Consider the following 26,103-nt stretch of genomic DNA (forward strand, 5'->3'; position numbering starts at 1 on the left):
GGCATCTTCAGCCTGACAGCCGCGTTCACTCGCGGAGACAACAAGGAGAACACACCAGCATGGCGAACAGCACCGTCGAGAAGCTGACCCCGACCCGGGTCAAGCTCAGCATCACGGTCACCCCGGACGACCTCAAGCCGAGCATCGCTCACGCCTACGAGCACATCGCTCAGGACGTCCAGATCCCCGGCTTCCGCAAGGGCAAGGTGCCCGCCCCGATCATCGACCAGCGCATCGGTCGCGGCGCGGTCATCGAGCACGCCGTCAACGAGGGCCTCGACAAGTTCTTCCGCGAGGCGAGCGCCGAGCACAAGCTGCGCGTCGTCGGACGCCCGGCGGCGGACATCACGCAGTGGCCGAACGAGAAGGACTTCTCCGGCGACCTGCTCGTCGACGTCGAGGTGGACGTCCGTCCCGACATCGAGATCCCCTCCTACGAGGGCATCACCGTGACCGTCGACGCCGTCGAGGCCGATGAGGCCGCGCTCGACGCCGAGCTCGAGAACATGCGCGCCCGGTTCGGCACGCTCGTCCCTGTCGACCGTCCGGCCGCGAAGGGCGACTTCGTCGACCTCGACCTCGTCGCCACGATCGACGGCGCCGAGATCGACCGCGCCGAGGGCGTGTCGTACGAGATCGGCTCCGGCGAGCTGCTCGAGGGCATCGACGACGCGATCGAGTCGCTCACGGCAGGCGAGGACACCACGTTCCGCTCCGCTCTCGTCGGCGGCGACCACGCCGGTTCCGAGGCCGAGGTCTCCGTGACGGTCAAGGCCGTCAAGGAGCGCGAGCTCCCCGAGGCCGACGACGACTTCGCGCAGATCGCGAGCGAGTTCGACACGATCGCCGAGCTCCGTGCGAGCCTCGCCGAGCGCGTCGCTCAGCAGGGCGTCTTCACGCAGGGCTCCGCCGCACGCGACAAGCTCGTCGAGACGCTGCTCGAGCAGATCGACATCCCCGTGCCGCCGCAGCTCATCGAGGACGAGGTGCACAACCACCTCGAGGGCGAGAACCGCCTCGAGGACGACGTGCACCGGGCCGAGGTCACCGAGGCGAGCGAGAAGCAGTTCCGCACGCAGGTGCTGCTCGACACGATCGCCGAGCAGGCCGACGTGCAGGTCTCGCAGGAGGAGCTGAGCCAGTACCTCATCCAGTCCGCTTCGCAGTACGGCATGGCGCCGCAGGAGTTCGTCGAGGCGCTGCAGTCGTCGAACCAGCTGCCCGCGCTCGTCGGTGAGGTCGCCCGCAACAAGGCCCTCGCGATCGCGCTCGGCAAGGTGAAGGTCGTCGACACCAACGGCAAGCCCGTCGACCTGTCCGACTTCATCGTCACCGACGACGAGGCTGAAGCGGCTGACGAGGCTCCGGCGGAGGAGAAGCCCGCGAAGAAGGCTCCTGCGAAGAAGCCTGCTGCCAAGAAGGCTCCGGCGAAGAAGGCCGAAGACGCCGAGGCTGCGGAGAAGCCCGCCGCGAAGAAGCCTGCCGCCAAGAAGGCTCCGGCCAAGAAGGCGGCCGACAAGGCCGAGTGATCGGACACGATCCACAGAAGAGGGCGGATGCTGCGGCATCCGCCCTCTTTCGCATCACAGGGAGAGGCGAGCATGAAGAGCTGGAACGAGCGGATCGACGACGTCTGGGCGGATGCCAGCGGCGAAGAGGTCGGCGACGACACGATCGCGCGGATCGACGCCCTCGCGGCGGAGCGCGGAGCGGATGACGCGCGTGCGGAGTTCGAGCGGGCCGGAGCTCGGGATTCGGCGGGCCGCCCGGCCGACGCCGTCGTCCTGTACCGACGCGCCCTCGAGCTCGGCCTCGACGAGGAGCACCGTCCGCAGTGCGTGATCCAGCTCGCCAGCTCGTTGCGGAACCTGGGTGCGTTCGACGACGCCCTCGCCGTGATACGCGCAGAGGAGGAGCTGTCGGCCGACGGTCCGTACCGCGACGCGGTCGCTGCGGTTCACGCCCTCATCCTCGCCAGCGCCGGCCGGCCCGCGCAGGGACTCTCGGTCGCGCTTCTCGCGCTGGTGCCGCACCTCCCGCGCTACCACCGCTCGATGACCGCCTACGCGCGGGAGATCGCGGAATCCGACACCTGATATGCCGACGGCGAACACGGCCTGGGTGCCGCGCCGACGCCGGTAGATTCGAAGCACGAACACGGAAACAGGAGCTGAAATGGCTGCAGAACCCCTTGTCGCGACGAGCGTCTTCGACAGGCTGCTGAAGGATCGCATCATCTGGCTTGGTTCAGAGGTGCGTGACCAGAACGCCAACGAGATCTGCGCGAAGATCCTTCTTCTCGCCGCGGAAGACTCAGAGAAGGACATCTACCTCTACATCAACTCGCCCGGTGGCTCGATCACCGCGGGCATGGCGATCTACGACACCATGCAGTTCGTGCCGAACGACATCGTCACCGTCGGCATCGGCATGGCCGCGTCGATGGGTCAGCTCCTGCTGACGAGCGGCACCAAGGGCAAGCGCTACATCACCCCCAACGCGCGGGTCCTGCTGCACCAGCCCCACGGCGGGTTCGGCGGCACGTCGAGTGACATCCAGACCCAGGCCCAGCTCATCCTCTCGATGAAGAAGCGCCTCGCGGAGATCACGGCGGGACAGACCGGCAAGTCGGTCGAGCAGATCAACGCCGACGGTGACCGCGACCGCTGGTTCACCGCCGAGGAGGCCCTCGAGTACGGCTTCGTCGACCACATCCGCGAGCACGCCAGCGATGTGACCGGCGGCGGCGGCACCGCGGACGACGCAGAGTAATCCGGATTCGAGAGGACACCATGTACACCCCCACTTTCCAATCCGCAGGCAACCTGCCGTCCAGCCGCTACGTGCTCCCGCAGTTCGAGGAGCGCACGGCCTACGGCTTCAAGCGCCAGGACCCGTACAACAAGCTCTTCGAAGATCGCGTGATCTTCCTGGGTGTGCAGGTCGACGACGCGTCCGCCGACGATGTGATGGCGCAGCTGCTCGTCCTGGAGAGCCAGGATGCCGAGCGCGACATCACGATGTACATCAACTCGCCCGGAGGCTCCTTCACGGCCATGACGGCGATCTACGACACGATGCAGTACGTCGCGCCGCAGATCCAGACCGTCGTGCTCGGACAGGCGGCTTCCGCCGCGGCCGTGCTGCTCGCCGCCGGCGCGCCGGGCAAGCGCCTCGCGCTCCCGAACGCCCGTGTGCTGATCCACCAGCCCGCGATGGGCGAGGCCGGTCAGGGCCAGGCATCCGACATCGAGATCCAGGCGGCGGAGATCCTCCGCATGCGCACCTGGCTCGAGGAGACCATGGCCGCGCACACGGGCAAGCCCGTCGAGCAGGTGAACCGCGACATCGATCGCGACAACATCCTCTCGGCGACGCAGGCCCTCGAGTACGGCATCGTCGACCAGGTCCTCACCACGCGCAAGCGCGCCTGAGCACCTCGACTCCGAAGGGGCGTCCGTCACCACGACGGGCGCCCCTTCGTCGTCTCCGGCGGATGTGCAGGCTGTGGGTGGGCAGCTGCGCATATGAGCACGCGGATGCGCGAACGCAGATCAGGGCTTACTCTGGAAGAGGAAGGAGGATGCCGTGGAAGAAGATCTGCTCATGGTCCGCGTCGCCGAGCTGTACTACGACGAGGACAAGACACAGGACGAGATCGGCGGACTCCTCAAGGTCTCCCGCTGGAAGGTCGGCCGGCTCCTGACGCAGGCCCGCGAGCGCGGCATCGTCCGCATCGAGATCGTGCACCCGCGCGCACGACGCCTGGGCCTCGAGCGCCTGCTCGTCGAGCGCTTCGGTCTGGCCGACGCGGTCGTCGTGCCCGCGCCCGACGGCGACGACGGCACACTGGAACGTGTCGCGCAGGCCGCTGCCGACTTCCTCTCCGCGCTCCGGCCGGCTCCGCGCACGCTGGGCGTGAGCTGGGGCCGCACGCTCCGGGCTGTCGCCGAGGCGCTCCCGGACGGATGGGCCAACGGCGTCACCGTCGTGCAGCTCAACGGCGGGGTGAGTCTGAACAGGCGCTCCGGCGGTGCCGCCGGCCTCGCCGTGACGATCGCGCAGCGCGCCTCCGGTCAGGTGTCGCTGCTGCCGAGCCCCGCGATCCTCGAGCGCGTCGAGACCAAGCAGGCCATCGAGTCCGACCGCACCGTCGCTGCCGTCCTCGAGGAGGCCGCAGAGGCGCAGGCATTCCTCTTCACCGCCGGTCCCTGTGACGCGACGTCCGCCCATGTCGAGAACGGCTACCTCACCGCTGAGGACGTCGAAGAGCTCGCGCGAAGGGGCGCGGTCGGCGATGTCCTGGGCCGCTACGTCGATGCCGAGGGCAACATCGTCGACTCGCAGCTCGACGCCCGCACGGTCGGCGTCTCGCTCGACCGTCTGCGCGGCGCCAAGCGGGCGATCTTCGTCACGGCGGGCCCCGCCAAGCACGACATCGCGCGTACAGTCGTGACCAGCGGCCTGTGCGGCGTTCTGGTGACCGATGAGACCACAGCACGAGCATTGTTGGAGGAACAGTGACGACCAAAGAACTCAGCCGCAGAGCGGCGGTGGACGTTCTCGGCGGTGAGCCGGACGACGCCACTCTCCGACGCTTCCTGCACGGCCTTCCGGGCGTCGACGCGGTGGGACTCGAGCAGCGTGCTGCCGGGCTCGGCACCCGCTCGATCAAGACCACGTCGAAGGCGTGGGCGCTCGACACCATCATCAAGCTGATCGACCTCACGACCCTCGAGGGCGCAGACACCCCGGGCAAGGTCCGCTCGCTCGTCGCGAAGGCGAAGAACCCGGATGCCGCCGACCCGACGACTCCGCGGGTCGCGGCCGTCTGCGTGTACGGCGACATGGTCGGTGACGCGGTCACCGCACTCGGCAGCCTGCACGGCGACCCCGACGACGGACTGATCTCGGTGGCCGCCGTCGCCACGGCGTTCCCGAGCGGGCGCTCGTCGCTCGCGATCAAGCTCGCCGACACCGCTGAAGCCGTCGCCGCCGGAGCCGACGAGATCGACATGGTCATCGACCGCGGCGCGTTCCTCTCGGGACGCTACGGTCTGGTGTTCGACCAGATCGCCCAGGTGAAGGAGGCCTGCCGTCGCGAGGACGGGACCTACGCCTCGCTCAAAGTGATCCTCGAGACCGGCGAGCTCAACACCTACGACAACATCAAGCGCGCCTCGTGGCTCGGCATCCTGGCAGGCGGCGACTTCATCAAGACGTCGACCGGTAAGGTGCAGCCCGCGGCCACGCTGCCGACTACGCTCCTGATGCTCGAGACCGTGCGCGACTGGTATCGAGGCACGGGCGAGAAGATCGGCGTGAAGCCCGCCGGCGGCATCCGTGCGTCGAAGGACGCCGTGAAGTACCTCGTCACGGTCGCCGAGACGGTGGGGGAGGAGTGGCTCCAGCCGCACCTGTTCCGCTTCGGCGCGTCGAGCCTGCTCAACGATGTGCTCCTGCAGCGTCAGAAGCTCAGCTCCGGCCACTACTCCGGCCCCGACTACGTCACGATCGACTAGGGATTCTCATGTCATTTCTGGAATACGCTCCGGCACCGGAGTCGAAGGCGATCCTGAATCTGAAGGACAGCTACGGACTGTTCATCGACGGCGAGTTCGTCGACGGATCAGGAAAGAGCTTCAGCACCATCTCGCCCTCCGACGAGACGCGCATCGCCGAGATCGCCACGGCGGATGACGGCGACATCGACCGGGCCGTCGCCGCCGCTCGACGCGCCTACGAGAAGACCTGGTCGCGGATGAGCGGGCGCGACCGCGGGAAGTACCTCTTCCGCATCGCCCGTCTCGTGCAGGAGCGGGCTCGCGAGCTCGCCGTCGCCGAGAGCCTCGACAACGGCAAGCCGATCAAGGAGAGCCGCGACGTCGACGTCCCGCTCGTCGCCTCCTGGTTCTTCTATTACGCCGGCTGGGCCGACAAGCTCGACCATGCGGGTCTCGGTGCGAACCCGCGAGCGCTCGGCGTCGCTGCCCAGGTGATCCCGTGGAACTTCCCGCTGCTGATGCTCGCGTGGAAGCTCGCGCCCGCTCTGGCCGCGGGCAACACGGTCGTGCTGAAGCCGGCCGAGACCACGCCGCTCACGGCGCTGATCTTCGCCGAGATCCTCCAGCAGGCGGATCTGCCTGCGGGTGTCGTGAACATCGTGACCGGCGCCGGCGCGACCGGCGCGACACTCGTGCGGCACCCCGATGTCGACAAGGTGGCCTTCACCGGATCCACCGGCGTGGGCCGCGACATCGCCAAGGCCGTCGCCGGCACGAAGAAGAAGCTGACGCTCGAGCTCGGCGGCAAGGCGGCCAACATCGTCTTCGACGACGCGCCCATCGACCAGGCCGTCGAGGGCATCGTGAACGGCATCTTCTTCAACCAGGGGCATGTCTGCTGCGCAGGCAGCAGGCTGCTGGTGCAGGAGTCGATCCACGACGAGGTCATCGATCGGCTCAAGAACCGCTTGTCGACGTTGCGCCTCGGCGACCCGCTCGACAAGAACACCGACATCGGTGCGATCAACTCGGCGGCCCAGCTCGCGCGCATCCGGGAGCTCAGCGACATCGGCGAGGCCGAGGGCGCGGAGCGCTGGACCGCGGACTGTGTCATTCCGGAGAAGGGGTTCTGGTTCGCGCCGACGATCTTCACCGGTGTCGAGGCGTCGCATCGCATCGCCAGGGACGAGGTGTTCGGCCCGGTTCTCTCGGTGCTGACCTTCCGCACCCCGGCCGAGGCGATCGCCAAGGCGAACAACACGCCGTACGGTCTCTCCGCCGGCATCTGGTCGGACAAGGGATCCCGCATCCTCGCGGTCGCCGACCGTCTGCGCGCCGGAGTCATCTGGGCGAACACGTTCAACCGTTTCGATCCGTCGAGCCCGTTCGGCGGCTACAAGGAGTCCGGATACGGCCGCGAGGGCGGACGTCAGGGTCTCACCGCCTACCTCAAGGGAGCCGCAGCATGAGCAAGCGACTGACCGTGCCGAAGACGTACAAGCTCGCCATCGGCGGGGCGTTCCCGCGGAGCGAGTCGGGCCGGACCTACGAGGTGCTGTCGCCGAAGGGCGCGTTCCTGGCCAACGCCGCGCAGGGCTCCCGCAAGGACGCCCGTGACGCCGTGGTCGCCGCGCGCGCCGCGGTCAAGGGCTGGTCGGGCGCGACCGCGTACAACCGCGGCCAGGTTCTCTACCGTGTCGCCGAGGTGCTCGAGGGTCGCCGTGCCCAGTTCATCGACGAGATCGTCGCCCAGGAGGGCGGGTCCGCGTCAGCGGCCGCCGCACAGGTCGACGAGGCGATCGACCTCTGGGTCTGGTACGCAGGCTGGTGCGACAAGTACGCGCAGGTCGCCGGCAACGCGAACCCCGTGTCTGGTCCGTACTTCAACATCTCCGTGCCGGAGCCGACCGGTGTCGTCGCGATCGTCGCGCCGCAGGACTCCGCGCTGCTCGGCCTCGTCTCGGTCGTCGCCCCGGCTCTCGTCGCGGGCAACACCGTGGTGGTGATCGCGAGCGAGCGGCATCCGCTCTCCGCCATCAGCCTCGCCGAGGTCCTCGCCACCAGCGATGTGCCCGGAGGAGTCGTCAACGTGCTCACCGGCTCGCCGGCGGAGATCGCGCCGTGGCTCGCCTCGCACCAGGACGTCAACGCGCTCGATCTCGCCGGTGCGGGCGACCTGGACTGGGTCGACATGCAGATCGCCGCGGCCGAGACCCTGAAGCGCGTCCTCGCGCCGGGAGAGGTCGTGGCCTCGCCCGAGCGCATCGGCGCCTTCACCGAGGTCAAGACGGTGTGGCACACGAAGAGCATGGTCTGATCCGAGACGCCTCGGAGGCCGGGCCCGCAGGCGACTGCGGGCCCGGCCTCTCTGCGTCGCGGTCGTGTCGGAACCGGTACGCGCCAATGCGGCCCTGTGTCGCACGCAGAGGTTAGGCTCGAAGGACGATCTCTGGATCCCCCATAGGAGGACGCGCATGGCCCGTATCGGTGAAAGCGCTGACCTGTTCAAGTGCTCGTTCTGCGGAAAGAGCCAGAAGCAGGTGCAGCAGCTCATCGCTGGCCCCGGTGTGTACATCTGCGACGAGTGCGTCGAGCTGTGCAACGAGATCATCGAGGAGCGGATGGCGGAGTCCTCCGCTGACGGCGTCGCGGAGTTCGATCTGCCGAAGCCGCGCGAGATCTTCTCCTTCCTCGAGGAATACGTGGTCGGTCAGGAGCCCGCGAAGCGCGCACTGGCGGTCGCCGTGTACAACCACTACAAGCGCGTGCGTGCCCACGGGACCCTCCAGACGGCCGAGCAGAAGGCCGAAGAGGTCGAGATCGCGAAGAGCAACATCCTCCTGATCGGACCGACCGGCTGCGGCAAGACCTATCTCGCCCAGACACTCGCCAAGCGTCTCAACGTGCCGTTCGCCGTGGCGGACGCCACCGCTCTGACCGAGGCGGGCTATGTCGGCGAGGATGTCGAGAACATCCTCCTCAAGCTCATCCAGGCCGCGGACTACGACGTGAAGCGCGCCGAGCAGGGCATCATCTACATCGACGAGGTCGACAAGATCGCCCGCAAGGCCGAGAACCCGTCGATCACGCGCGATGTGTCCGGCGAGGGCGTGCAGCAGGCGCTGCTCAAGATCATCGAGGGCACGGTCGCCTCGGTTCCGCCGCAGGGCGGCCGCAAGCATCCGCACCAGGAGTTCCTGCAGATCGACACGACGAACGTCCTCTTCATCGTCGCCGGCGCGTTCGCGGGCCTCGAGGACATCGTGTCGGCGCGCGTCGGCAAGCACGGCATCGGCTTCGGTGCTCCGCTGCACGACAAGACCAAGGACCTCGATCTCTTCAGCGAAGTGCTGCCGGAAGACCTCCACAAGTTCGGTCTCATCCCGGAGTTCATCGGGCGCCTGCCCGTGGTGACGAACGTCTCACCGCTCGATCAGGACGCGCTGATGGAGATCCTCACCGGTCCCCGCAACGCACTGGTCAAGCAGTACCAGCGCATGTTCGAGCTCGACGGCGTCCAGCTGGAGTTCGACGAAGAGGCGCTGCGGTCGATCGCCGACCTGGCGGTCGAGCGCAAGACGGGAGCCCGCGGTCTCCGCGCCATCCTCGAAGACGTGCTCGGCCCGATCATGTTCGAGATCCCCTCGGCCGAAGACGTCGCCAAGGTCATCGTGACCCGCGCCGCCGTCGACGAGGGTGCGCCTCCCACCATCGTGATGGAGCGCAAGCGCAAGAGCGCGTGAGTCCGTCCCGCGGAGAGTGATTCCGGGATGTCGGTGGTCGCGCGTAGCGTCGCGCCATGCGCAGCTTCCAGATAGCGATCCCGGATGACGTCATCGACGACCTTCGTGCGCGGCTCTCGCGAACGCGACTGCTGCCGGATTCGCCGCGTCGCCCAGAGGTCGGCATGTCCGCCGAGTACCTCCGTGTGCTCGTCGACAGCTGGGCGGACTTCGACTGGCGGGCTCGCGAGCGATCGCTGAACGAGAGTCCGCAGTACCTCGCCGACGTCGGCGGCACCGAGATCCACTTCGTCCACCTGCCGTCCGATCGTCCCGATGCGCCCGCACTGCTCGTCATGCACGGCTGGCCGCACACGTTCGCCCTCCAGCTCGCGCTCGCCCGGATGCTGCCGGACTTCCACGTCGTGGTTCCGAGCCTGCCGGGTTTCGCCTTCTCCGCGCCGTTCGACGGAACGCTGACCGAGAGCGTCATGGCCGACCTGATGCACGCGCTCATGACGGACGTGCTGGGGTATCCGCACTACCTGACCTACGGCGAAGACGTCTCCGCGAACGTGAGCGACCTCATCGCCGCGCGCCACCCCGAGGCGGTGCAGGGGATCCTCGCGACCCATGCGCACTTCGGCACCGCGGAGGAGCGCGACGCTCTGGACGACCCGGAGGCGCGAGCGTTCTTCGACGCACTCGCCGCCCGTGGCGGGCCGGACGGCGCCTACGCGCACATCCAGGCGACACGGCCCGACACCCTGGCCGTCGGTCTCAACGACTCTCCGGCCGGGCTGCTCGCCTGGCTCACCGAGAAGCTCGTCGAGTGGAGCGACACGCCCACCGCGCAGCCGGAGCTGGTCGAGCGGCGGATCTCGCGCGATCGGATCCTCACCGAGGCGACGATCTACTGGGCGACCCAGAGCATCGCGACATCGTTCCGTCCGTATTTCGACGGTGGCGCCGATGAGCGGATCCCTCCGGTGGAGGTGCCGGCGGCCGTCGCGATCCAGACGCATGAGCACGACTACCCGGAGAGCGTCGCTCGTTCCTTCTACCGTGATCTTCGCTCCTTCGATCGGATGCCGGAGGGCGGGCACTTCGCGGCCGCCGAGGTTCCGGAAGCGGTCGCCGAGCGGATGCGTGGCTTCGCGCGCGGCCTCGGGCTGCTCGCGGGCTGAGGTCGCGCCTCAGGATCAGCTCGACGTGCCGTCCACGACGAACTCCGCGAGGAGCAGATCGTCGGTCCCGTCGCTCCAGTCGCGGTGGCGCCGCAACGCGAACCCATGGTGCTCGAACGTCGCGGCGATGCGCGTCGGCTCGAATAGGGCTCGTGGTGTCGAGGGTAGGGTCGGTCGACGGTCCCGACCTCGGGGGCGCCGTGCCCGGATGCGTCGATCTTCCGGAACGTCGCGGTGACGAGACGCCCACCGGGCCGGAGAAGCCGTCGCCACTCTGCAGCCGCTCCGCCGACGTCGGGGATGATGTGCAGCGCGGTCACGCAGGTGATCACATCGACGGATGCCGAGGCGAGAGGGATCGCGGAGGCCTCTGCCTCGATCCATCGGGCCTGCGGCAGGTGCGACTGTGCGACGTCCAGCATCCCCGCGGATATGTCGACGCCGATGAGATCCGCCTCGACATCTCGTGACGCGATCTCCCGGAGGACGAGACCGGTGCCGGTGGCGACGTCCAGAACGACCCGTGCCTCGGACAGGTCGGTGAACGCGGCCGTGGCGGCGGCGACCGAACGATGCATCGCGCTCTCGTCGTACCGGGCGGCTCGCGCGTCGAACGCCTCGCTGATCAGGCGCAGCGGATCCTTCATGCGCGACTCAGGCCTCGAGACCGCGGCGCGTGAGAAGCGGCCCGATCTCGGCATCGCGGCCGCGGAAGTCGCGGTACGCCTCGAGCGGATCCTTCGACCCTCCGACGCCCAGGAGGCGGTCCCGGAACCGGTCGCCGTTCTCGCGCGTCAGGCCGCCGTTCTCGCGGAACCACTCCACGGTGTCGGCGTCGAGCACCTCGCTCCAGATGTACGAGTAGTAGCCCGCGCTGTACCCGCCGGAGAAGACGTGCGCGAAGTAGGTGGACGAGTAGCGGGTGGGGACCACCGGGTCGTCGAGCCCGATGTCGGCGAGGGCCGCCGCTTCGAAGGCCGCGACGTCGTCGATCTCGGTCGCGGTGCCGATCCGGTGCCACGCCTGATCGAGCCAGGCGGCGGCGAGGTACTCGCTGGTCGCGTGTCCCTGGTCGAACGTCTCCGTGGCCCGCAGGCGCTCGACGATCGCGGGGTCGAGAGGCTCTCCGGTCTCATAGTGGCGCGCGTAGTTGTCGAGGACCTCGGGCCAGAGGATCCACATCTCGTTCACCTGGCTCGGGAACTCGACGAAGTCACGGAACACGTTCGTCCCGGCGAAGTGCGGGTATGTGACGGTGGCGAACAGGCCGTGCAGCGCGTGACCGAATTCGTGGAACAGCGTCGTCACCTCGTCGAGGGTCAGCAGCGTGGGCTCGCCGTCACCGGGCAGAGGCACGTTCAGGTTGTTGACGACCACGGGCGCCGTGCCGCGCAGCCGCGACTGGCTGACGATCGGATTCATCCACGCGCCGCCGCGCTTGGCGTCTCGGGTGTAGAGATCGAGGATGTAGAGTCCGAGGGCGCTTCCATCGGCGTTGCTCACCTCGAACACCCGCGCGCCGGGGTGGTAGGCCACGAGATCGCGGCGTTCGGCGAACGTGACGCCGAACAGGCGCTCCGCCGCGAAGAAGACGCCGTCCTGCAGGACTCGCTCGGCCTCGAACCAGGGTCGGAGCGCGCCGGAGTCGATGTCGTAGCGGGCGCTGCGCACCTTCTCGGTGTAGAAGGCCCAGTCGTGCGCCTCGACGGGGAAGGGCGCCGCCTCGGTCTCGTCGACGATCGCCTGCAGCGCCTCGCGCTCCGCGGTGGCGTCCTCGCGGACGGGGCCGCGAGTCTGCGCAGCATCCGCTCGACGGCGTCCGGGGTGCCAGCGGTCTCGTCGGCGGTGACGTAGGCCGCGTGCGACTCGTACCCGAGGAGCTGCGCGCGCTCGGCGCGCAGGCGCACGATCTCGGCGAGCACCGGTCGATTGTCGTTCGCATTGCTGCGCGATGCGCGTGCTCGTGACGCTGCCATGATCCGCCGGCGCGACTCCCTGTCGCGCAGCTGCGCGAGGTACGGGTGACCGGTGAAGAGCGGGAGGGCGATCAGGAAACCGCCGTCCAGCTCGCGCTCCTGTGCCGCGCGGGCCGCCGCGGAGAGCTCGCCCGCGGTCAGCCCGTCGAGCTCCTCGGCGGAGTCGAACACCACGGCGAGGTCGTTCGTGTCATTGAGGAGGTTACGTTCGAACGTGTTGCTCAGGGTCGACAGGTGCTGATTGAGCAGGGTCAGCCGTGCCTTCGCCTCGTCGTCGAGCCCCGCACCCGCGTGCGACATCTCGCGGTGGTGGCGTTCGACGAGGTATCGCTGCTCGGCGTCGAGATCGAGGTCGTCGAGCTGATCGTGCACCTGCTGCACGCGCCAGAAGAGCGCACTGTCGAGCGAGACCGCGTCCTGATGGGCGGCCATCAGGGGAGCGAGCTGCTCGTCCACGGCCTGGATCGCGGGCGTCGCGTCGGCCGAGCTCACGGTGTAGAAGGCGTGCGACACGCGGTCCAGAAGCTCGCCGGAGCGCTCCAGCGCCTCGATGGTGTTCTCGAACGTCGGCATGGATCGCACCATCGTGATCCGGGAGACCTCGCGAAGGTGCTCTTCGAAGGCGGCGCGGAATGCGGGGAGGTAGTGCTCGGGGCGGATCGCGCGGTAGTCGGGGAGACCGTAGGCGAGTGCGGACGGCTGGAGCAGCGGGTTCGAGGCGTCGGTCATCCTCCGAGCCTAGCCATCGGCACGGCTCGCGCTCAGGAGGCGGTCTCGCTCAGCATGGTCATCACCCGCTGCAGCGCGTCGACGGTGAGCCGCACCGAGCGGCGCCGCAGGTTCTCCGGTCGAGCGAGCAGATCGATCATGCGGTGGGTGCTCACACCGCGCAGCGGCACGCGGACGATGTCGCGGTCGTCCACGCCGCGCGAGGTGAAGCGGGGCAGCATGCCCAGCACGCCGCCCGCCGCGACGACCGCCGACACCGCGCCGTAGTCGTTGATGCGATGCTGCACCTCGATCGGCCGCTTCGCGACCGCGGATACGGCGCGGAGCACGTCATCGGGGGAGTATCCGACGCGGCTCGTCACCCATCGCTCACCCGCGACGTCCTGCGGCGTGACACTGCGGCGTGACGCGAGCGGATGCGAGGCTGGTACGGCCACGTCGAGGGGTTCGCGGATGAGCGTCAGACTGCGCACTCCCTGGGGCGGCCACGGATCGGAGTGCTCCATGCGATGTGCCAGCACGAGGTCGTAGCGGGCCGTGAGCCCGGGGAATTCGCTCTGCGCGACGTCTTCGTCGGTGAGCTGCACGGTGGGTGCGTCGGGGACATCGGAGAGCTCGCGCAGCAGGGGGCCGAACAGTGCCTGGCCCACGCTGTGGAAGCCGCTGACGCTCACCACGCCGGTGGCCGTGCCCTCGAAGTCGTCGAGGGCGTTCCGCGCCGCCGCCATCGCATCGATCGCGTCGGCACCGGCCGCCGCGAGGACCTCACCGGCGGGAGTGAGGACGAGGGTCCTGCCCTCTCGGCGGGTGAGGGGGCTGCGGAAGCCGCGCTGCAGAGCCGCGAGATGCTGCGAGACCGCCGAGGGGGTCACACGCAGGGCCTCGGCCACGGCGGTGACGCTGCCGAGCGCATGCAGTTCCCGCAGGATCTGCAGCTGATGGAGTTCCATCCCGAGAGTTTAGTTCGAGCTACAACGATGGTGCAGACAATGAGGATTGCTCTACAGGGTTCGATGAGGTGGGATCGAGACCATGAAGGCACTGTTCAAAGGCGCACGCGGTGCAGGTCTCGAACTCGTCGACCGGCCCGATCCGGTGGCCACCGCGGATGAGGTGATCATCCGGGTGCTCCGCACCGGGATCTGCGGCACCGACCTGCACATCCGCCGCTGGGACGACTGGGCCGCTTCGGCGATCGCCGCGCCCCTCATCCCCGGCCACGAGTTCTACGGCGAGGTCGTCGAGGTCGGACCCCTCGTGCATGACATCGCCGTCGGGGATCGCGTGTCCGGCGAGGGGCACATCGTGTGCGGCACGTGCCGCAACTGCCGCGCCGGGCGACGCCAGATGTGCATCCGGACGATCGGCCTCGGACTCCAGCGCGACGGCGCGTTCGCCGAGTACCTGTCGCTGCCCGCTACGAACGTGTGGGTGCATCACGCCGAGGTGAGCCCCGAGCTGGGCGCGATCTTCGATCCCCTCGGCAACGCCGTTCACACCGCGCTCACCTTCCCGCTCGTCGGGGAGGACGTGCTGGTCACCGGGTGCGGTCCGATCGGCCTCATGGCGATCGCGGTCGCGCGGCACGCCGGCGCACGTTTCATCACAGCGACCGACGTCAGCGCCCCGCGGCTGGAGATGGCACGCCGGATGGGAGCCGACGAGGTCGTCGACGTCTCGAAGCGCGACATCCGCGACGCGCAGCGCGTGCTCGGCCTGCGCGAGGGCTTCGACGTCGGATTCGAGATGAGTGGCTCGGCATCCGCTCTTCCGGCGATGATCGACAACATGAACCACGGCGGGCGCATCGCGATGCTCGGCCTGCCGAGCGCGGGCTTCGAGATCGACTGGGGCAAGCTCGTGACCCACATGCTCACCATCAAGGGCATCTACGGACGGGAGATGTTCGAGACCTGGAACGCGATGGGGGCGATGCTGCAGACCAGTGCGACGCTCCGGGACTCGATCGGCCGCGTCATCGCCGATGTCATCCCTGCGCGGGACTGGGAGTCGGGTTTCGCCGCGGCGGAGTCCGCGGGCACGGGCAAGATCATCCTCGATTGGACGGAGCTGTGATGTACGGGACATTCCAGAAGCATGTGGAGTCGGAGCTGGCGGGGATCGAGGAGGCGGGGCTCACGAAGCACGAGCGCGGCATCCGCGGTGCGCAGAGCGCCGAGATCACCGCCGACGGCGCCGAGGTGCTGAACTTCTGCGCCAACAACTACCTGGGTCTCGCGGACGACCCGCGGATCCTGGACGCGGCGACGACAGCGCTGCAGGAGTGGGGCTACGGTCTTGCCAGCGTGCGCTTCATCTGCGGCACCCAGGAGCAGCACCTGGAGCTGGAGGGTCGCCTCGCGGGCTTCCTCGGCACCGAGGCCGCGATCCTGTACTCGTCGTGCTTCGACGCGAACGGCGGCGTCTTCGAGACGCTGTTCGGCGCCGAGGACGCGATCATCTCGGACGAGCTCAACCATGCCTCGATCATCGACGGCATCCGTCTGTCGAAGGCGCGGCGGCTGCGCTACCGCAACCGCGACATGGCGGATCTCGAGGAGCAGCTGCGTGCGGCATCCGATGCGCGGTTCCGTGTGGTCGTGACGGACGGCGTCTTCTCGATGGACGGGTACATCGCCCCGCTCGCAGAGATCTGCGACCTCGCCGAGCGCTACGACGCACTCGTGTTCGTCGATGACTCGCACGCCGTGGGCTTCGTCGGCGAGAACGGTCGTGGCACCCCGGAGCTCTGCGGCGTCGCGGATCGCGTCGACATCTACACCGGGACCTTCGGGAAGGCCCTCGGCGGAGCATCCGGGGGATATGTCGCCTCGCATGCCGACATCGTCGCCCTGCTGCGCCAGCGCTCGCGCCCGTATCTGTTCTCGAACACCCTCGCTCCGGCGATCGTCGCCGGCACGCTGACGGCGCTCGATCTGGTGGAGGGTTCCGCCGACCTGCGCGCCCGGCTCCGCGAGAACGCCGCGCACTTCCGTGAGCGGATGACGGCTGAGGGCTTCGACCTGCTCCCGGGGGAGCACCCCATCGTGCCGGTGATGTTCGGCGACGCCGCGAAGACCGCGCTGATCGCGAAGGAGATGCAGGCGCAGGGGATCTTCGTCACCGCGTTCAGCTTCCCGGTCGTCCCGCGCGGGCTCGCCCGCATCCGCGTGCAGCTCTCGGCCGCGCACACCGCCGAGCAGATCGACCGGTGCGTCGCGGCCTTCGTCACGGCACGGGAGTCGGTGGGCTGACTCCTTCCTGTGCAGCGAATCTGTTGCAAAGGAATACTTGCAAAGAAGTCTTTGCAAGAGTATCTTTGCATGCATGACGGATGACACGCAGATCAGGACCCTCGACTCGGGGGCGCTCAAGGCTCTCGCGCACCCGCTGCGGGTGCGGATCTTCGACATCCTCGCGTCCCAGGGGCCGCAGACCGCGAGCTCGCTCGCCGCGCTGGTCGGCGAGACGTCGGGGTCGACGAGCTATCACCTTCGTGCCCTCGCCGCGCACGACCTGATCCGCGAGGTCGAAGGCCGCGGCACCGCGCGGGAGCGGTGGTGGGAGCGCCCCAAGGGACGCATCGACATGCCCGGTCCGGACGAGACCATGTCGCCGGCGAACCGCGCAGCCGCCCAGATCGTGACGTCGGAGTTCTTCCGCCTGCGCCACGAGACGTTGATGACCTACCTCAACCGTCCGCAGTCCGAGGTGCCCGAGGAGTGGCGCGACGTCGGACTGACGATGACGACGCACCTCGACATGACGGCCGCGCAGGTGATGGAGCTCCGCGGTGAGCTCGAAGCGATCGTCGAGAGCGCGATCGAGCGCTTCCGCGGGCAGACCGGGCCCGACGTGCGGCGCGTGTCCCTGCGTGCCGAGATCTTCGACCTGCCCCAGGCGGACAGCCGCCGGAACAGCCCTGAGGAGGGATCATGACCACCGCGACGCTCCGCCTCGCCACCCCCACACCCTTCGAGCGGATGCTCCAGCGCACCGCGCTCGGGATCGTCCGTCACGTCGAGTGGCGCATCGCCGCGCGCGCCGAGCGCCGCGAGATCGCCCTCGACATGCTCCGCGAACAGCAGGCCCGCAAGCAGGACCCGCGTGCCGTCGACCTCGCTCTCGCGCAGCTGGGGCTCCCGCTGCGCTGATCGGGCTGCGGGTGCGGGGTCAGTCCTGGAACGGACGGGCCACGACATCGCCTGCGGCGGTCTGGAAGACCTCCCAGCCGGCATCGAGCTCGGCGATCGCCCTGCCCTCCAGCCAGGTGAGGGTCCAATGGCCCTTCGACCCGCTCGACGACCGGGACAGATCCGATTCGACCGCGGCGATCGCCGGACGCAGGGCGGCGGGCACGGAGGCCGGTGGCTCCGATCCCGCTGCCCAGCGCGTGCCCAGCTGCATCAGGCGTCCTCGACCGGGGCGAGCTCGATCGCGGTGACCGCGAACTCCTCGGCCTCCACGAACTCGAGCTCCGCGATGCGGCCGACGGCACGGAGGTCATCGGCGGCCGCACGCAGCGCGGTGAGCTTCGCGGCGGGAGCGGCGATGACGGCGCGGGAGACCGGGGTCTTCTGCGAGGCCTTGGCCTCGGTCTTCGCGCGCCGGATGCCGATGAGCGCCTCGCTCGCCACGGACAGCACGGCGGGGTCGCCCTCGCCCTCCGCCGAGCTCAGGGACCCGGCCACCGGCCACGCAGCCGTGTGCACGGAACCCTCCTCGAACCAGGACCAGGCCTCTTCCGTGGCGAACGACAGCACCGGGGCGAGCAGACGCAGCAGGGTCGACAGGGCCAGGCGCAGCGAGAGTGCGGCGGATGCCTGCCCCACGTCGGCCTGGTTGTAGGCGCGCTCCTTCACGAGCTCCAGGTAGTCGTCGCAGAACGTCCAGAAGAACGCCTCGGTGAGCTCGAGCGCGCGGGCCGCGTCGTAGCGGTCGAAGGCCTTCGTCGCCTCGACGACCACGCTGTCGAGGGCAGAGAGCATCGACGCGTCGAGTGCGTGCGTGATCTGCGCGCCCTCGGGCACGGGGAAGGACAGTACGAACTTCGCCGCGTTGAGCACCTTGATCGCCAGGCGTCGGCCGATCTTCACCTGCGTCGGGTTCTGCGGGTCGAACGCCGCGTCCATGCCCAGACGGCTCGATGCCGCCCAGTAGCGCACGGCATCCGATCCGTGGTTGTCCAGCACGTCGGCGGGCGTGACGACGTTGCCCTTCGACTTCGACATCTTCTTGCGGTCGGGGTCGACGATGAAGCCGGAGATCGCGGCGTTGCGCCACGGCGTCCTGCCGTCTTCGAGCGTGGAACGGAGCATCGTCGAGAACAGCCAGGTGCGGATGATGTCCTGGCCCTGCGGGCGCAGATCGAAGGGCGCGGTGAGCTGCCACAGCTCCTCGTCCCGCTGCCAGCCGCCGGCCAGCTGCGGGGTGAGCGACGACGTCGCCCAGGTGTCGAGGATGTCGGCCTCGGCGTCGAATCCGCCGGCCACGCCACGCTGATCCTCGGTGTACCCGGCGGGGACGTCGGTCGTCGGGTCGATCGGGAGGGACTCGGCGTCGGGCGCGAGCACGCGGTCGTAGTCGCGCTCCCCGTTCTCGTCGAGGCCGTACCAGAGGGGGATGGGCACGCCGAAGAAGCGCTGCCGCGACACGAGCCAGTCGCCGGTCAGGCCTCCGACCCAGTTCTCGTAGCGCACGCGCATGAACTCGGGGTGCCAGGCGAGCTCGGTGCCGTGTGCGATGAGCTGGTCGCGCAGTTCGCCGTCGCGGGCGCCGTTGCGGATGTACCACTGGCGGGTCGACACGATCTCGAGCGGACGATCGCCCTTCTCGAAGAACTTCACGGCGTGGTTGAAGGGCTTGCCGACCGCGGTCATGTCGCCGGTCTCCTGCAGCTTCTCCACGAGCGCCTTGCGCGCGCTGAACACGGTCTTGCCGCCCATGTTCTCGGCGTACCAGGCGGTGGCCTCGTCCGCGCCCACGGATGCGGGCGCCTCGGGCAGGAAGCGCCCGTCCAGGCCGATCGTGGTCATGTTCGGGAGAGACTCTCCGGCGGTGGTGCGCAGCTCGCGCCACCAGATGATGTCGGTCACGTCACCGAACGTGCAGACCATCGCCGCACCGGTGCCCTTGTCGGGCTGGGCGAGGTGGTGGCCGTGGATCTCGATCTCGGCGTCGAAGAAGGGCGTGCGCACCTTCGTGCCGATGAGGTGCTTGTGCGGACCCTCCGGGTGCGTCACGATCGCGATGCACGCCGGGAGCAGCTCCGGGCGGGTGGTGTCGACGGCGATGGAGCCGGAGCCGGAGCCGTCCGCGAAGGGGAATTCGATGGTGTGGTACGCGGCCTGCTGGTCGCGGTCCTCGAGCTCGGCCTGCGCGATGGCCGAGCGGAAGTCGATGTCCCAGAGCGTGGGGGCCAGCGCCTGGTAGGCCTCGCCGCGCTCGATGTTGCGCAGGAACGCCAGCTGGCTCTGACGGATCGTGTCATCCGAGATGGTGCGGTACGTCTGGGTCCAGTCGACGCTGAGCCCGAGCTGGCGGAACAGCGCCTCGAACTGCTTCTCGTCCTCGATCGTGAGGCGCTCGCAGAGCTCGATGAAGTTGCGGCGGCTGATCGGCTGCTGGTCGGCCGCACGGCTCGACTTGTTGTCGCCGCCCTCGAACGGGGGAGTGAAGTCCGCGTCGTAGGGGAGGGACGGGTCGCAGCGCACGCCGTAGTAGTTCTGCACGCGTCGCTCGGTGGGCAGGCCGTTGTCGTCCCAGCCCATCGGGTAGAACACCGTCTTGCCGCGCATGCGCTCGTATCGTGCCTTGACATCGGTGTGCGTGTACGAGAACACGTGGCCGATGTGCAGGCTTCCGGATGCCGTGGGCGGCGGGGTGTCGATCGAGTAGACGCCCTCGCGACCGGCCTGTGCCGCGCGGAGGCGGTCGAACAGGTAGGTCCCCTGCTCCGCCCAGGCGGCGTCCCACTTCGCTTCGAGACCTTCGAGTGCGGGCTTGTCGGGAATAGACATGACGGTCTCCTTGCGCGATGTATGCGGCACTGTGTGAGCGTGCCTGAGTGTGGGGTGTGTCGACCAGTCTAGCGAGCCGCGGATGTGCTCCCGTCGGAGGGGGCCGGGTCGATCGGAGCGACGCAGATCGACCCGGTCCAACAATTCGGCCATAGACTTGAGGCATCCCGACCCGTTCGTCCTGAGGAATCGTCATGCCCGCACATCCCGCGCGTCGTCTCCTGCCCTTCGCAGCGCTCGCCGCCGCCACCGCACTCGTGCTGACAGCCTGCGCCGGGCCCTCCGGTGGGAGCGACGGCGAGCTCGTCTGGTCGATCGAAGGAGCGAACCTCTCGGCCGGGCACATGGACCCGCAGGTCAGCCAGCTCGACGTCTCCGGCATGGTGCAGCGCGCGGTCCTCGACTCGCTGGTCTTCCAGGAGGAGGACGGCTCCTTCACGCCGTGGCTGGCGACGGAGTGGGAGGTGTCGGACGACAGCACCGAGTACACCTTCACGCTCCGCGACGACGTGACGTTCACCGATGGCGAGCCGTTCGACGCCGCCGCGGTGAAGGCGAACTTCGACCGGATCGTCGATCCCGAGACCGCGTCGGCTCAGGCCGCCAGCATGCTCGGTGCGGACTTCTACGCCGGCACCGAGGTCGTCGACGACCACACGGTGAAGGTGACGTTCACGCAGCCCTATGCGCCGTTCCTGCAGGCGGCGAGCACGCCGCAGCTCGGGTTCTACTCGCCGGCGGTCCTCGAGGAGTCCGCTGACCAGCTGAAGGCGGGCGGCCCCGGCATCACCGTCGGCACCGGCCCGTTCGAGCTCACCGAGTACACGCCCGACCAGGAGATCGTCTACACGCGCAACGACGACTACGCCTGGGGCCCGCACGGCGAGAAGGCACCGAAGGTCGAGACGCTCCGGGTCGAGATCCAGCCCGAGGCGTCGGTGCGTGCCGGCGTCGTGGAGAGCGGCGAGGCCGACCTCGCCAGCAACATCCCGCCGAACCTGGCGAAGGACCTCGGTGACGGCCTCACGGTCGACTCGGTCGAGTACCCCGGACTGCCGTACTCGCTGTACCTCAACGAGAAGTACGGCGTCTTCGCCGACGAGAAGGTACGGCAGGCGTTCGCCCGCGGGATCGACATCGATCCGGCCGTGAAGGAGATCTTCTTCGGCCAGTTCCCGCGCGCCTGGAGCGTGCTGGGATCGACCACCCCCGGGTACGACGCCTCTCTCGAAGGAACATGGGAGTTCGACCAGGACGCCGCCAACGCGCTCCTCGACGAAGCCGGATGGACGGAACGCGATGCCGACGGCATCCGCACCAAGGGCGGGCAGCCGCTCTCCGTGCGCTGGATCGCCTGGACGCCGGTCCCCGACGACCGCGCCGCTCTCGCGAACGCGATCCAGTCCGACCTCAAGGAGATCGGCATCGACGTGGTCCGCGAGGTGCTGGAGCCCGGTGCGTACAACGAGCAGTACGGCCCGAAGACGTTCGACCTCACCGACTGGGGCTTCTCGGGCGTGGATCCCGACTTCCTGCGCAGCCACCTGCACACGGACGGCTTCCAGAACGCGTCGCAGGTGTCCGATCCGGCGGTCGACGCGCTGCTCGAGCAGGCCGTCGCGTCGAGCGACCAGGACGAGCGCAACCTGCTCTACACGCAGCTGCAGGAGTGGAACGCCGAGCACACGGCGATCGTGCCCCTCTACAGCCCGTCCGCGATCACCGCGGTCGGCGAGCGTGTGAAGGGACTCGCCTACGACCTGTACGGTCGGCCGCTGTTCTACGATGTGAGCGTCGGCTGATGCCTCTCGGTCGTTGAGCGAGCGGAGCGAGACGAAACGGTGAAGGCTGTGCTGCTCCGTGTCGCCGGCCTCGCAGCATCCGTGGTCATCGTCCTGTGGGGCGCCGCGACGGTCGCGTTCCTCGCCTTCCGGGTGATCCCTGGTGATCCCGTGTCGGTGATGCTCGGACCGCAGGCGCAGGTGAGCGAGGCGGTCAAGGACGGCATCCGCGCCGACCTCGGCCTCGACCGACCACCGCTCGAGCAGTACCTGACGTACATCGGCCAGCTCGCGCGTGGCGATCTCGGCGAGTCGTACCAGCTGCGGATGCCGGTGACCGAGGTCATCGGGCGACAGCTCGGTGCGACGCTGCAGCTCTCGGTGCTCGCGCTCCTGATCGCGGTCGTGCTCGCGCTGGCCGTGGCGCTGTTCGTGCGCGGTCAGGCCGGTCGCGCCGTCGCGGCGGGGATCGAGCTCGTGGTGCTGTCGTCTCCGGTGTTCTGGATCGGGCTGATCCTGCTCAGCGTCTTCGCGTTCGGGCTCGGATGGTTCCCGGTCTCGGGCGCCCGCAATCCCGCGACGATCGTGCTGCCCGCGATCACCCTGGCGCTCCCGGTGGCGGCGCTGTTGAGCCAGGTGCTCCGCGACGGGCTCGTGCAGGCGGAGCGGATGCCGTTCGCCGAGACCGTCCGCGCGCGCGGCGCCGGTCCCACCTGGTTCACGCTGCGGCACGGCCTGCGGCACGGTGCCGCGGGGGCTGTTACGCTCGCCGCCTACCTGACCGGCTCGGTACTGGGCGGGGCTGTGCTGGTGGAGACCGTGTTCGCTCGTCCCGGCCTCGGACGCGTCACGCTCGCCGCCATCAGCGACCGTGATCTTCCGGTCATCACGGGGATCATCCTGCTGAGCGCCGTCGTGTTCGTCGCCGTGAACCTCATCGTCGAGCTGCTGCATCCGCTGATCGATCCTCGGGTGACGGCCGCGCGCTCCGGCGGTGGCCGATGAGGCGCGCGCAGCGGTGGCTGCTCGGGGTCGCGGTCACCGTCCTGCTCGTGATCGCGTTCGCGGCGCTCTGGCCCGGTGTCCTCGCGACCCACGACCCGCTGCAGACCGACGTGCAGTCTGCGCTCCTGCCGCCCGGTGCCGAGCATCTCTTCGGCACCGATCAGAGCGGGCGCGACGTGTACTCGCGGGTCGTGTACGGAGCCGGACGCTCGCTGGGCATCGGTCTGCTCGCCACCGGCATCGCCCTCGTCGGAGGTCTCCTCCTCGGGGCGCTCGCCGGCGTCGCGCCGCGCGGCATCGACGCGGCGATGATGCGCATCAACGACGTCCTCATGGCGTTCCCCGAGTTCCTGGTCGCACTCGTCGTCGTCGCGGTGCTCGGCCCGGGGCCGGTGAACATCGCGATCGCCGTGACGCTCGCCGCCGGCCCGGTCTACATCCGCCTCGCCCGGGTGCAGACGCGCACGCTGCGGGTCGCGGAGCACGTCGAGGCGGCGCGCATCCTCGGCGTCCCTCCGCTCCGGGCATTCCTCCGGCACGTCGCGCCGGGGGTGCTCGGCTCGCTGAGCGTGCTCGCCACGATCGGCATCGGATCGAGCATCCTCGCCGCCGCAGGCCTGAGCTTCCTCGGTCTCGGTCCGTCCGAGCCGACGCCGGAGTGGGGGCTGATGCTCGCCGGCGGACGCAACGTGCTGGGGCAGGCCTGGTGGATCTCCGTGTTCCCCGGCATCGCCATCACGCTCACAGTGGTCTCGGCGACGGTCGTCGGACGGATCCTGCGGGCACGGGGAGAGGGCCGGACGCCATGAGCGCCGCACTCGAGCTGCAGGGACTGCGGATCGCCTTCGACGGAGCGAGCGTCGTCGACGGTGTCTCGCTCACGGTCGCGCCGGGCGAGTGCGTCGCGATCGTCGGGGAGTCCGGCGCCGGCAAGTCGCTCACCGCACGCGCCCTCCTCGGATTGACGCCGACCGATGCCGACGTGCACGTCGACCGGCTCGTGATCGACGGCACGGATGCAGCAGCTCTCGGTGAGCGCGAGTGGCGGAAGCTGCGCGGTGCGCGCATCGGCCTCGTCTCGCAGGACGCGCTGGTGTCGCTCGACCCGCTGCAGCGCATCGGCGCCGAGATCGCCGAGCCGCTGCGGCTGCACGGCATCGTCCACGGTCGCACCGCGCTGGCCGAACGGGTGCGCTCGCTGCTGGCGCGCGTGTGGATGCCGGATGCCGAGCGCCGCATCCGCCAGTACCCTCACGAGCTGTCCGGCGGGCAGCGACAGCGCGCGCTGATCGCCTCGGCCATCGCCGCGGATCCAGCCGTCCTCGTGGCGGACGAACCGACCACCGCGCTCGATGCGACGGTGCAGGCACGTGTCCTGGACCTGCTGCGCGAGATCGCCGACACCGGGACGGCCGTGGTCTTCATCAGTCACGACTTCGCCGCCGTCCGCAGGCTCGCGGACCGGGTGCTCGTGATGCGCCGCGGAGAGGTGGTCGAGAGCGGGCCGGTCGCCGATGTGCTGGGACGACCGCAGCACGAGTACACGCGACAGCTCATCGCGGCGACGATGCACGAGCCGCGGGTCTCGTCATCGGCGGCGTCCGCTCCCGTGCTCACCGTCGTGGAGGCGTCGAAGAGCTTCGGCGAGGTCCCCGCGGTCGTCGCGGCATCGTTCTCGGTCGCCGAGGGGCGCACACTCGGTGTCGTGGGGGAGTCGGGGTCGGGCAAGACGACTCTGGCGCGCATGATCGTCGGCGTCGAGCAGCCGGATGAGGGAACCCTGCGCTGGATCGGCGATCGTCGCGTGCAGCTCGTGCATCAGAACCCGCTCGGGGCCTTCGATCCGCGGTGGACGGTCGGACGCTCGCTGCGGGAGGCGCTCGAGGCGGGAGGGGTTCCTCGGGACCGACGTGCTGCACGTGTGGCCGCCCTTCTCGCCGAGGTCGACCTCGACCCTGCTCTCGCCGACCGGCGTCCGGCCGCGCTCTCCGGAGGCCAGCGCCAGCGCGCGGCCATCGCCCGGGCGCTCGCCGCCGAACCGGAGGTGCTCGTGCTCGATGAGCCGGTCTCGGCCCTCGACCCGTCGGTGCGCGAGCGCATCCTGGGTCTGCTGACGAGGCTGCAGCAGGAGCGCGGGCTGACGATGATCCTCGTCTCGCACGATCTCGACGTCGTGGGCGCGGTCGCCGACGACATCATCGTGATGCAGGACGGGCGCATCGTCGAGCAGGGGGCGACGGGTGACGTCTTCTCTGCGCCGCAGCATCCGTTCACCCGGGAGCTGCTCGACGCGAGCGGAACCGTCACTCCTTGATCTGGATACCCAGGCCGACGGCGATCACGGGGGCGAGCTGCTGCACCTGGAACCCGGTGAGCGTGGTGCCGCGCAGGCTGTTCGCATCGAGATAGGCGAGGGCGTCGAGACCGCGCAGGTCCACGTCCTTCGCCTTCATGCCCCGGGGATCGACCTCGTCGCTCGACGTGGCCGTGAAGCGCGCGCGGGTGACCTCGGCCTGGGGCAGATCGATCGCGCGGATGCGGCAGCCGGAGATCTCGACGTCGGTCGCGCGCACGGCACCGAGGTTCAGGTAGTCGATGCGCAGGTCGCGGAGCTCGAGCTCGTCGATGCGCGCCCCACTGAGGTCGAGCGTGCCGATCCGGCCTCCGCTGATCCGCAGCCGCCGGATGCCGGCGTCGCGCATCTTCAGCGACGCGATGCGGACGCCGTCCATCGCGACGTCGAGGATCGTCGCTCCGGTGAGGTCGACCTCGTCGGCGTCGGCGCGCACCGTGCACTGCTCGAGCGACGCGTAGGCCAGATCGGCGCTCGCGGTGAGGTCGAGACTCGCGGCGAGGAGGTCGCCGCTGCGCGTCGGGGCGGCCGGCTCGAACACGTCGGGAAGGTCGGGAGGGGAGACGCGGGGTGCAGCGGGAGATTCTGTCGTGCGGGGCATGGGTCGAGGCTAGTGGGGCGGACCGACAGTCGCGTCGCCCGTGCGCCTGGACAGGACTCGTGCGCCAGACAAGGGCATTCTGCGGCAGGTCGACCTTGTCAGACGTTCTTGTCCTGCGCTGGCGTACGAGTCGCACGGGCGGGCGGGTGGCCGGCGTAGGGGGTGGAATCGCCGCGCCCGTCTCGCTGCACAGGGAGTGCCCCTTTCGACCTGTCCACATCTGCGG

The 26,103-nt window shown here is 69.2% G+C and carries 22 protein-coding genes and 2 pseudogenes; 18 read left to right on the forward strand and 6 right to left on the reverse strand.

Going from position 1 to position 26,103, the window contains the following annotated elements; genetic code table 11:
• Positions 1–59 precede the first annotated feature (59 nt).
• The 10 genes from tig to LBN7_RS17960 all read left to right on the forward strand — a co-directional run bounded on the left by tig (position 60) and on the right by LBN7_RS17960 (position 10,413).
• Complete coding sequence (tig, locus tag LBN7_RS17915) at positions 60–1,529, forward strand: trigger factor (RefSeq protein ID WP_407360415.1); 1,470 nt, start codon at positions 60–62, stop codon at positions 1,527–1,529.
• Positions 1,530–1,601: 72 nt separating this feature from the next.
• Positions 1,602–2,096 (forward strand): tetratricopeptide repeat protein, encoded by a 495-nt coding sequence (locus LBN7_RS17920; protein ID WP_341945203.1) that lies wholly within the window; start codon positions 1,602–1,604, stop codon positions 2,094–2,096.
• 79 nt (positions 2,097–2,175) lie between these two features.
• Positions 2,176–2,772: an ATP-dependent Clp protease proteolytic subunit gene (locus LBN7_RS17925; protein ID WP_116636734.1), complete on the forward strand. Its 597-nt coding sequence runs from the start codon at positions 2,176–2,178 to the stop codon at positions 2,770–2,772.
• A 20-nt stretch (positions 2,773–2,792) separates the two neighbouring features.
• Positions 2,793–3,434, forward strand: coding sequence for an ATP-dependent Clp protease proteolytic subunit (locus LBN7_RS17930; RefSeq protein WP_116636733.1), 642 nt, complete (start codon positions 2,793–2,795; stop codon positions 3,432–3,434).
• A gap of 154 nt (positions 3,435–3,588) precedes the next feature.
• Positions 3,589–4,524, forward strand: coding sequence for a sugar-binding transcriptional regulator (locus tag LBN7_RS17935; RefSeq protein WP_116636732.1), 936 nt, complete (start codon positions 3,589–3,591; stop codon positions 4,522–4,524).
• Entirely contained in the window at positions 4,521–5,522 is a 1,002-nt protein-coding gene (deoC, locus tag LBN7_RS17940) for a deoxyribose-phosphate aldolase (protein WP_116636731.1), read from the forward strand. Before LBN7_RS17935 ends, deoC begins: the two co-directional genes overlap by 4 nt.
• 8 nt (positions 5,523–5,530) lie before the next feature.
• Positions 5,531–6,973: an aldehyde dehydrogenase family protein gene (locus LBN7_RS17945; protein WP_116636730.1), complete on the forward strand. Its 1,443-nt coding sequence runs from the start codon at positions 5,531–5,533 to the stop codon at positions 6,971–6,973.
• Complete coding sequence (locus tag LBN7_RS17950) at positions 6,970–7,821, forward strand: aldehyde dehydrogenase family protein (protein ID WP_407360416.1); 852 nt, start codon at positions 6,970–6,972, stop codon at positions 7,819–7,821. Before LBN7_RS17945 ends, LBN7_RS17950 begins: the two co-directional genes overlap by 4 nt.
• A 157-nt stretch (positions 7,822–7,978) precedes the next feature.
• Entirely contained in the window at positions 7,979–9,247 is a 1,269-nt protein-coding gene (gene clpX, locus LBN7_RS17955) for an ATP-dependent Clp protease ATP-binding subunit ClpX (RefSeq protein WP_116636728.1), read from the forward strand.
• A 56-nt stretch (positions 9,248–9,303) separates the two neighbouring features.
• On the forward strand, positions 9,304–10,413 hold the full coding sequence (locus tag LBN7_RS17960; RefSeq protein ID WP_407360417.1) for an alpha/beta fold hydrolase: 1,110 nt from the start codon (positions 9,304–9,306) through the stop codon (positions 10,411–10,413).
• Positions 10,414–10,610: 197 nt separating this feature from the next.
• Here the strand turns inward: LBN7_RS17960 and LBN7_RS17965 are convergent.
• The 3 genes and pseudogenes from LBN7_RS17965 to LBN7_RS17975 all read right to left on the reverse strand — a co-directional run.
• Positions 10,611–11,114: pseudogene (locus LBN7_RS17965) on the reverse strand (class I SAM-dependent methyltransferase); the annotation flags it as partial.
• Positions 11,068–13,118 (reverse strand): annotated as a pseudogene (locus tag LBN7_RS17970) (M3 family metallopeptidase). The pseudogenes LBN7_RS17965 and LBN7_RS17970, both read right to left, overlap by 47 nt.
• A gap of 32 nt (positions 13,119–13,150) precedes the next feature.
• On the reverse strand, positions 13,151–14,068 hold the full coding sequence (locus LBN7_RS17975; RefSeq protein WP_341945207.1) for a LysR family transcriptional regulator: 918 nt from the start codon (positions 14,066–14,068) through the stop codon (positions 13,151–13,153).
• A gap of 82 nt (positions 14,069–14,150) precedes the next feature.
• Between LBN7_RS17975 and tdh the strand changes: the two genes are divergently transcribed.
• The 4 genes from tdh to LBN7_RS17995 all read left to right on the forward strand — a co-directional run bounded on the left by tdh (position 14,151) and on the right by LBN7_RS17995 (position 17,272).
• Positions 14,151–15,194 carry an L-threonine 3-dehydrogenase gene (gene tdh, locus LBN7_RS17980; RefSeq protein WP_407360418.1) on the forward strand — a complete coding sequence of 348 codons (1,044 nt, stop codon included), beginning with the start codon at positions 14,151–14,153 and terminating at the stop codon, positions 15,192–15,194.
• Positions 15,194–16,372 carry a glycine C-acetyltransferase gene (locus LBN7_RS17985; protein ID WP_341945209.1) on the forward strand — a complete coding sequence of 393 codons (1,179 nt, stop codon included), beginning with the start codon at positions 15,194–15,196 and terminating at the stop codon, positions 16,370–16,372. The genes tdh and LBN7_RS17985 overlap by 1 nt, the downstream gene beginning before the upstream one ends.
• A 73-nt stretch (positions 16,373–16,445) precedes the next feature.
• Positions 16,446–17,057, forward strand: coding sequence for a helix-turn-helix domain-containing protein (locus LBN7_RS17990; RefSeq protein WP_341945210.1), 612 nt, complete (start codon positions 16,446–16,448; stop codon positions 17,055–17,057).
• Complete coding sequence (locus LBN7_RS17995) at positions 17,054–17,272, forward strand: hypothetical protein (protein ID WP_116636721.1); 219 nt, start codon at positions 17,054–17,056, stop codon at positions 17,270–17,272. Before LBN7_RS17990 ends, LBN7_RS17995 begins: the two co-directional genes overlap by 4 nt.
• Positions 17,273–17,291: 19 nt before the next feature.
• On the opposite strand, the gene LBN7_RS18000 is transcribed toward LBN7_RS17995, so the two are convergent.
• Both LBN7_RS18000 and valS read right to left on the reverse strand, forming a co-directional pair.
• Positions 17,292–17,525: a hypothetical protein gene (locus tag LBN7_RS18000; protein ID WP_407360419.1), complete on the reverse strand. Its 234-nt coding sequence runs from the start codon at positions 17,523–17,525 to the stop codon at positions 17,292–17,294.
• Positions 17,525–20,137 carry a valine--tRNA ligase gene (gene valS, locus LBN7_RS18005; protein WP_407360420.1) on the reverse strand — a complete coding sequence of 871 codons (2,613 nt, stop codon included), beginning with the start codon at positions 20,135–20,137 and terminating at the stop codon, positions 17,525–17,527. Before valS ends, LBN7_RS18000 begins: the two co-directional genes overlap by 1 nt.
• Before the next feature lie 194 nt (positions 20,138–20,331).
• On the opposite strand from valS, the gene LBN7_RS18010 reads away from it, so the two are divergent.
• The 4 genes from LBN7_RS18010 to LBN7_RS18025 are packed head-to-tail and all read left to right on the forward strand — an operon-like array spanning position 20,332 to position 25,237.
• Positions 20,332–21,939, forward strand: coding sequence for an ABC transporter substrate-binding protein (locus tag LBN7_RS18010; RefSeq protein WP_407360421.1), 1,608 nt, complete (start codon positions 20,332–20,334; stop codon positions 21,937–21,939).
• A 39-nt stretch (positions 21,940–21,978) separates the two neighbouring features.
• A complete protein-coding gene (locus LBN7_RS18015) occupies positions 21,979–22,923 on the forward strand; it encodes an ABC transporter permease (RefSeq protein ID WP_407360422.1) in 945 nt (314 codons plus the stop codon).
• Positions 22,920–23,732 (forward strand): ABC transporter permease, encoded by an 813-nt coding sequence (locus LBN7_RS18020; protein ID WP_341945215.1) that lies wholly within the window; start codon positions 22,920–22,922, stop codon positions 23,730–23,732. Before LBN7_RS18015 ends, LBN7_RS18020 begins: the two co-directional genes overlap by 4 nt.
• Complete coding sequence (locus LBN7_RS18025; RefSeq protein WP_407360423.1) at positions 23,729–25,237, forward strand: ATP-binding cassette domain-containing protein; 1,509 nt, start codon at positions 23,729–23,731, stop codon at positions 25,235–25,237. Before LBN7_RS18020 ends, LBN7_RS18025 begins: the two co-directional genes overlap by 4 nt.
• On the opposite strand, the gene LBN7_RS18030 is transcribed toward LBN7_RS18025, so the two are convergent.
• Positions 25,227–25,877, reverse strand: a complete 651-nt coding sequence (locus LBN7_RS18030; RefSeq protein WP_407360424.1) for a pentapeptide repeat-containing protein — start codon at positions 25,875–25,877, stop codon at positions 25,227–25,229. The two genes, LBN7_RS18025 and LBN7_RS18030, sit on opposite strands and share 11 nt — an antisense overlap.
• Positions 25,878–26,103 lie beyond the last annotated feature (226 nt).

The organism is Microbacterium sp. LBN7, from assembly GCF_045690345.1.
GTDB lineage: Bacteria > Actinomycetota > Actinomycetes > Actinomycetales > Microbacteriaceae > Microbacterium.

What these genes read in the sequence shown, in the direction of transcription:
- tig (WP_407360415.1), top strand. Translation starts at nt 60, where the DNA reads ATGGCGAACAGCACCGTCGAGAAGCTGACCCCGACCCGGGTCAAGCTC.
- LBN7_RS17920 (WP_341945203.1), top strand. Translation starts at nt 1,602, where the DNA reads ATGAAGAGCTGGAACGAGCGGATCGACGACGTCTGGGCGGATGCCAGC.
- LBN7_RS17925 (WP_116636734.1), top strand. Translation starts at nt 2,176, where the DNA reads ATGGCTGCAGAACCCCTTGTCGCGACGAGCGTCTTCGACAGGCTGCTG.
- LBN7_RS17930 (WP_116636733.1), top strand. Translation starts at nt 2,793, where the DNA reads ATGTACACCCCCACTTTCCAATCCGCAGGCAACCTGCCGTCCAGCCGC.
- LBN7_RS17945 (WP_116636730.1), top strand. Translation starts at nt 5,531, where the DNA reads ATGTCATTTCTGGAATACGCTCCGGCACCGGAGTCGAAGGCGATCCTG.
- LBN7_RS17950 (WP_407360416.1), top strand. Translation starts at nt 6,970, where the DNA reads ATGAGCAAGCGACTGACCGTGCCGAAGACGTACAAGCTCGCCATCGGC.
- clpX (WP_116636728.1), top strand. Translation starts at nt 7,979, where the DNA reads ATGGCCCGTATCGGTGAAAGCGCTGACCTGTTCAAGTGCTCGTTCTGC.
- LBN7_RS17960 (WP_407360417.1), top strand. Translation starts at nt 9,304, where the DNA reads ATGCGCAGCTTCCAGATAGCGATCCCGGATGACGTCATCGACGACCTT.
- LBN7_RS17975 (WP_341945207.1), bottom strand. Translation starts at nt 14,068, where the DNA reads ATGGAACTCCATCAGCTGCAGATCCTGCGGGAACTGCATGCGCTCGGC.
- tdh (WP_407360418.1), top strand. Translation starts at nt 14,151, where the DNA reads ATGAAGGCACTGTTCAAAGGCGCACGCGGTGCAGGTCTCGAACTCGTC.
- LBN7_RS17985 (WP_341945209.1), top strand. Translation starts at nt 15,194, where the DNA reads ATGTACGGGACATTCCAGAAGCATGTGGAGTCGGAGCTGGCGGGGATC.
- LBN7_RS17990 (WP_341945210.1), top strand. Translation starts at nt 16,446, where the DNA reads ATGACGGATGACACGCAGATCAGGACCCTCGACTCGGGGGCGCTCAAG.
- LBN7_RS17995 (WP_116636721.1), top strand. Translation starts at nt 17,054, where the DNA reads ATGACCACCGCGACGCTCCGCCTCGCCACCCCCACACCCTTCGAGCGG.
- LBN7_RS18000 (WP_407360419.1), bottom strand. Translation starts at nt 17,525, where the DNA reads ATGCAGCTGGGCACGCGCTGGGCAGCGGGATCGGAGCCACCGGCCTCC.
- valS (WP_407360420.1), bottom strand. Translation starts at nt 20,137, where the DNA reads ATGTCTATTCCCGACAAGCCCGCACTCGAAGGTCTCGAAGCGAAGTGG.
- LBN7_RS18010 (WP_407360421.1), top strand. Translation starts at nt 20,332, where the DNA reads ATGCCCGCACATCCCGCGCGTCGTCTCCTGCCCTTCGCAGCGCTCGCC.
- LBN7_RS18020 (WP_341945215.1), top strand. Translation starts at nt 22,920, where the DNA reads ATGAGGCGCGCGCAGCGGTGGCTGCTCGGGGTCGCGGTCACCGTCCTG.
- LBN7_RS18025 (WP_407360423.1), top strand. Translation starts at nt 23,729, where the DNA reads ATGAGCGCCGCACTCGAGCTGCAGGGACTGCGGATCGCCTTCGACGGA.
- LBN7_RS18030 (WP_407360424.1), bottom strand. Translation starts at nt 25,877, where the DNA reads ATGCCCCGCACGACAGAATCTCCCGCTGCACCCCGCGTCTCCCCTCCC.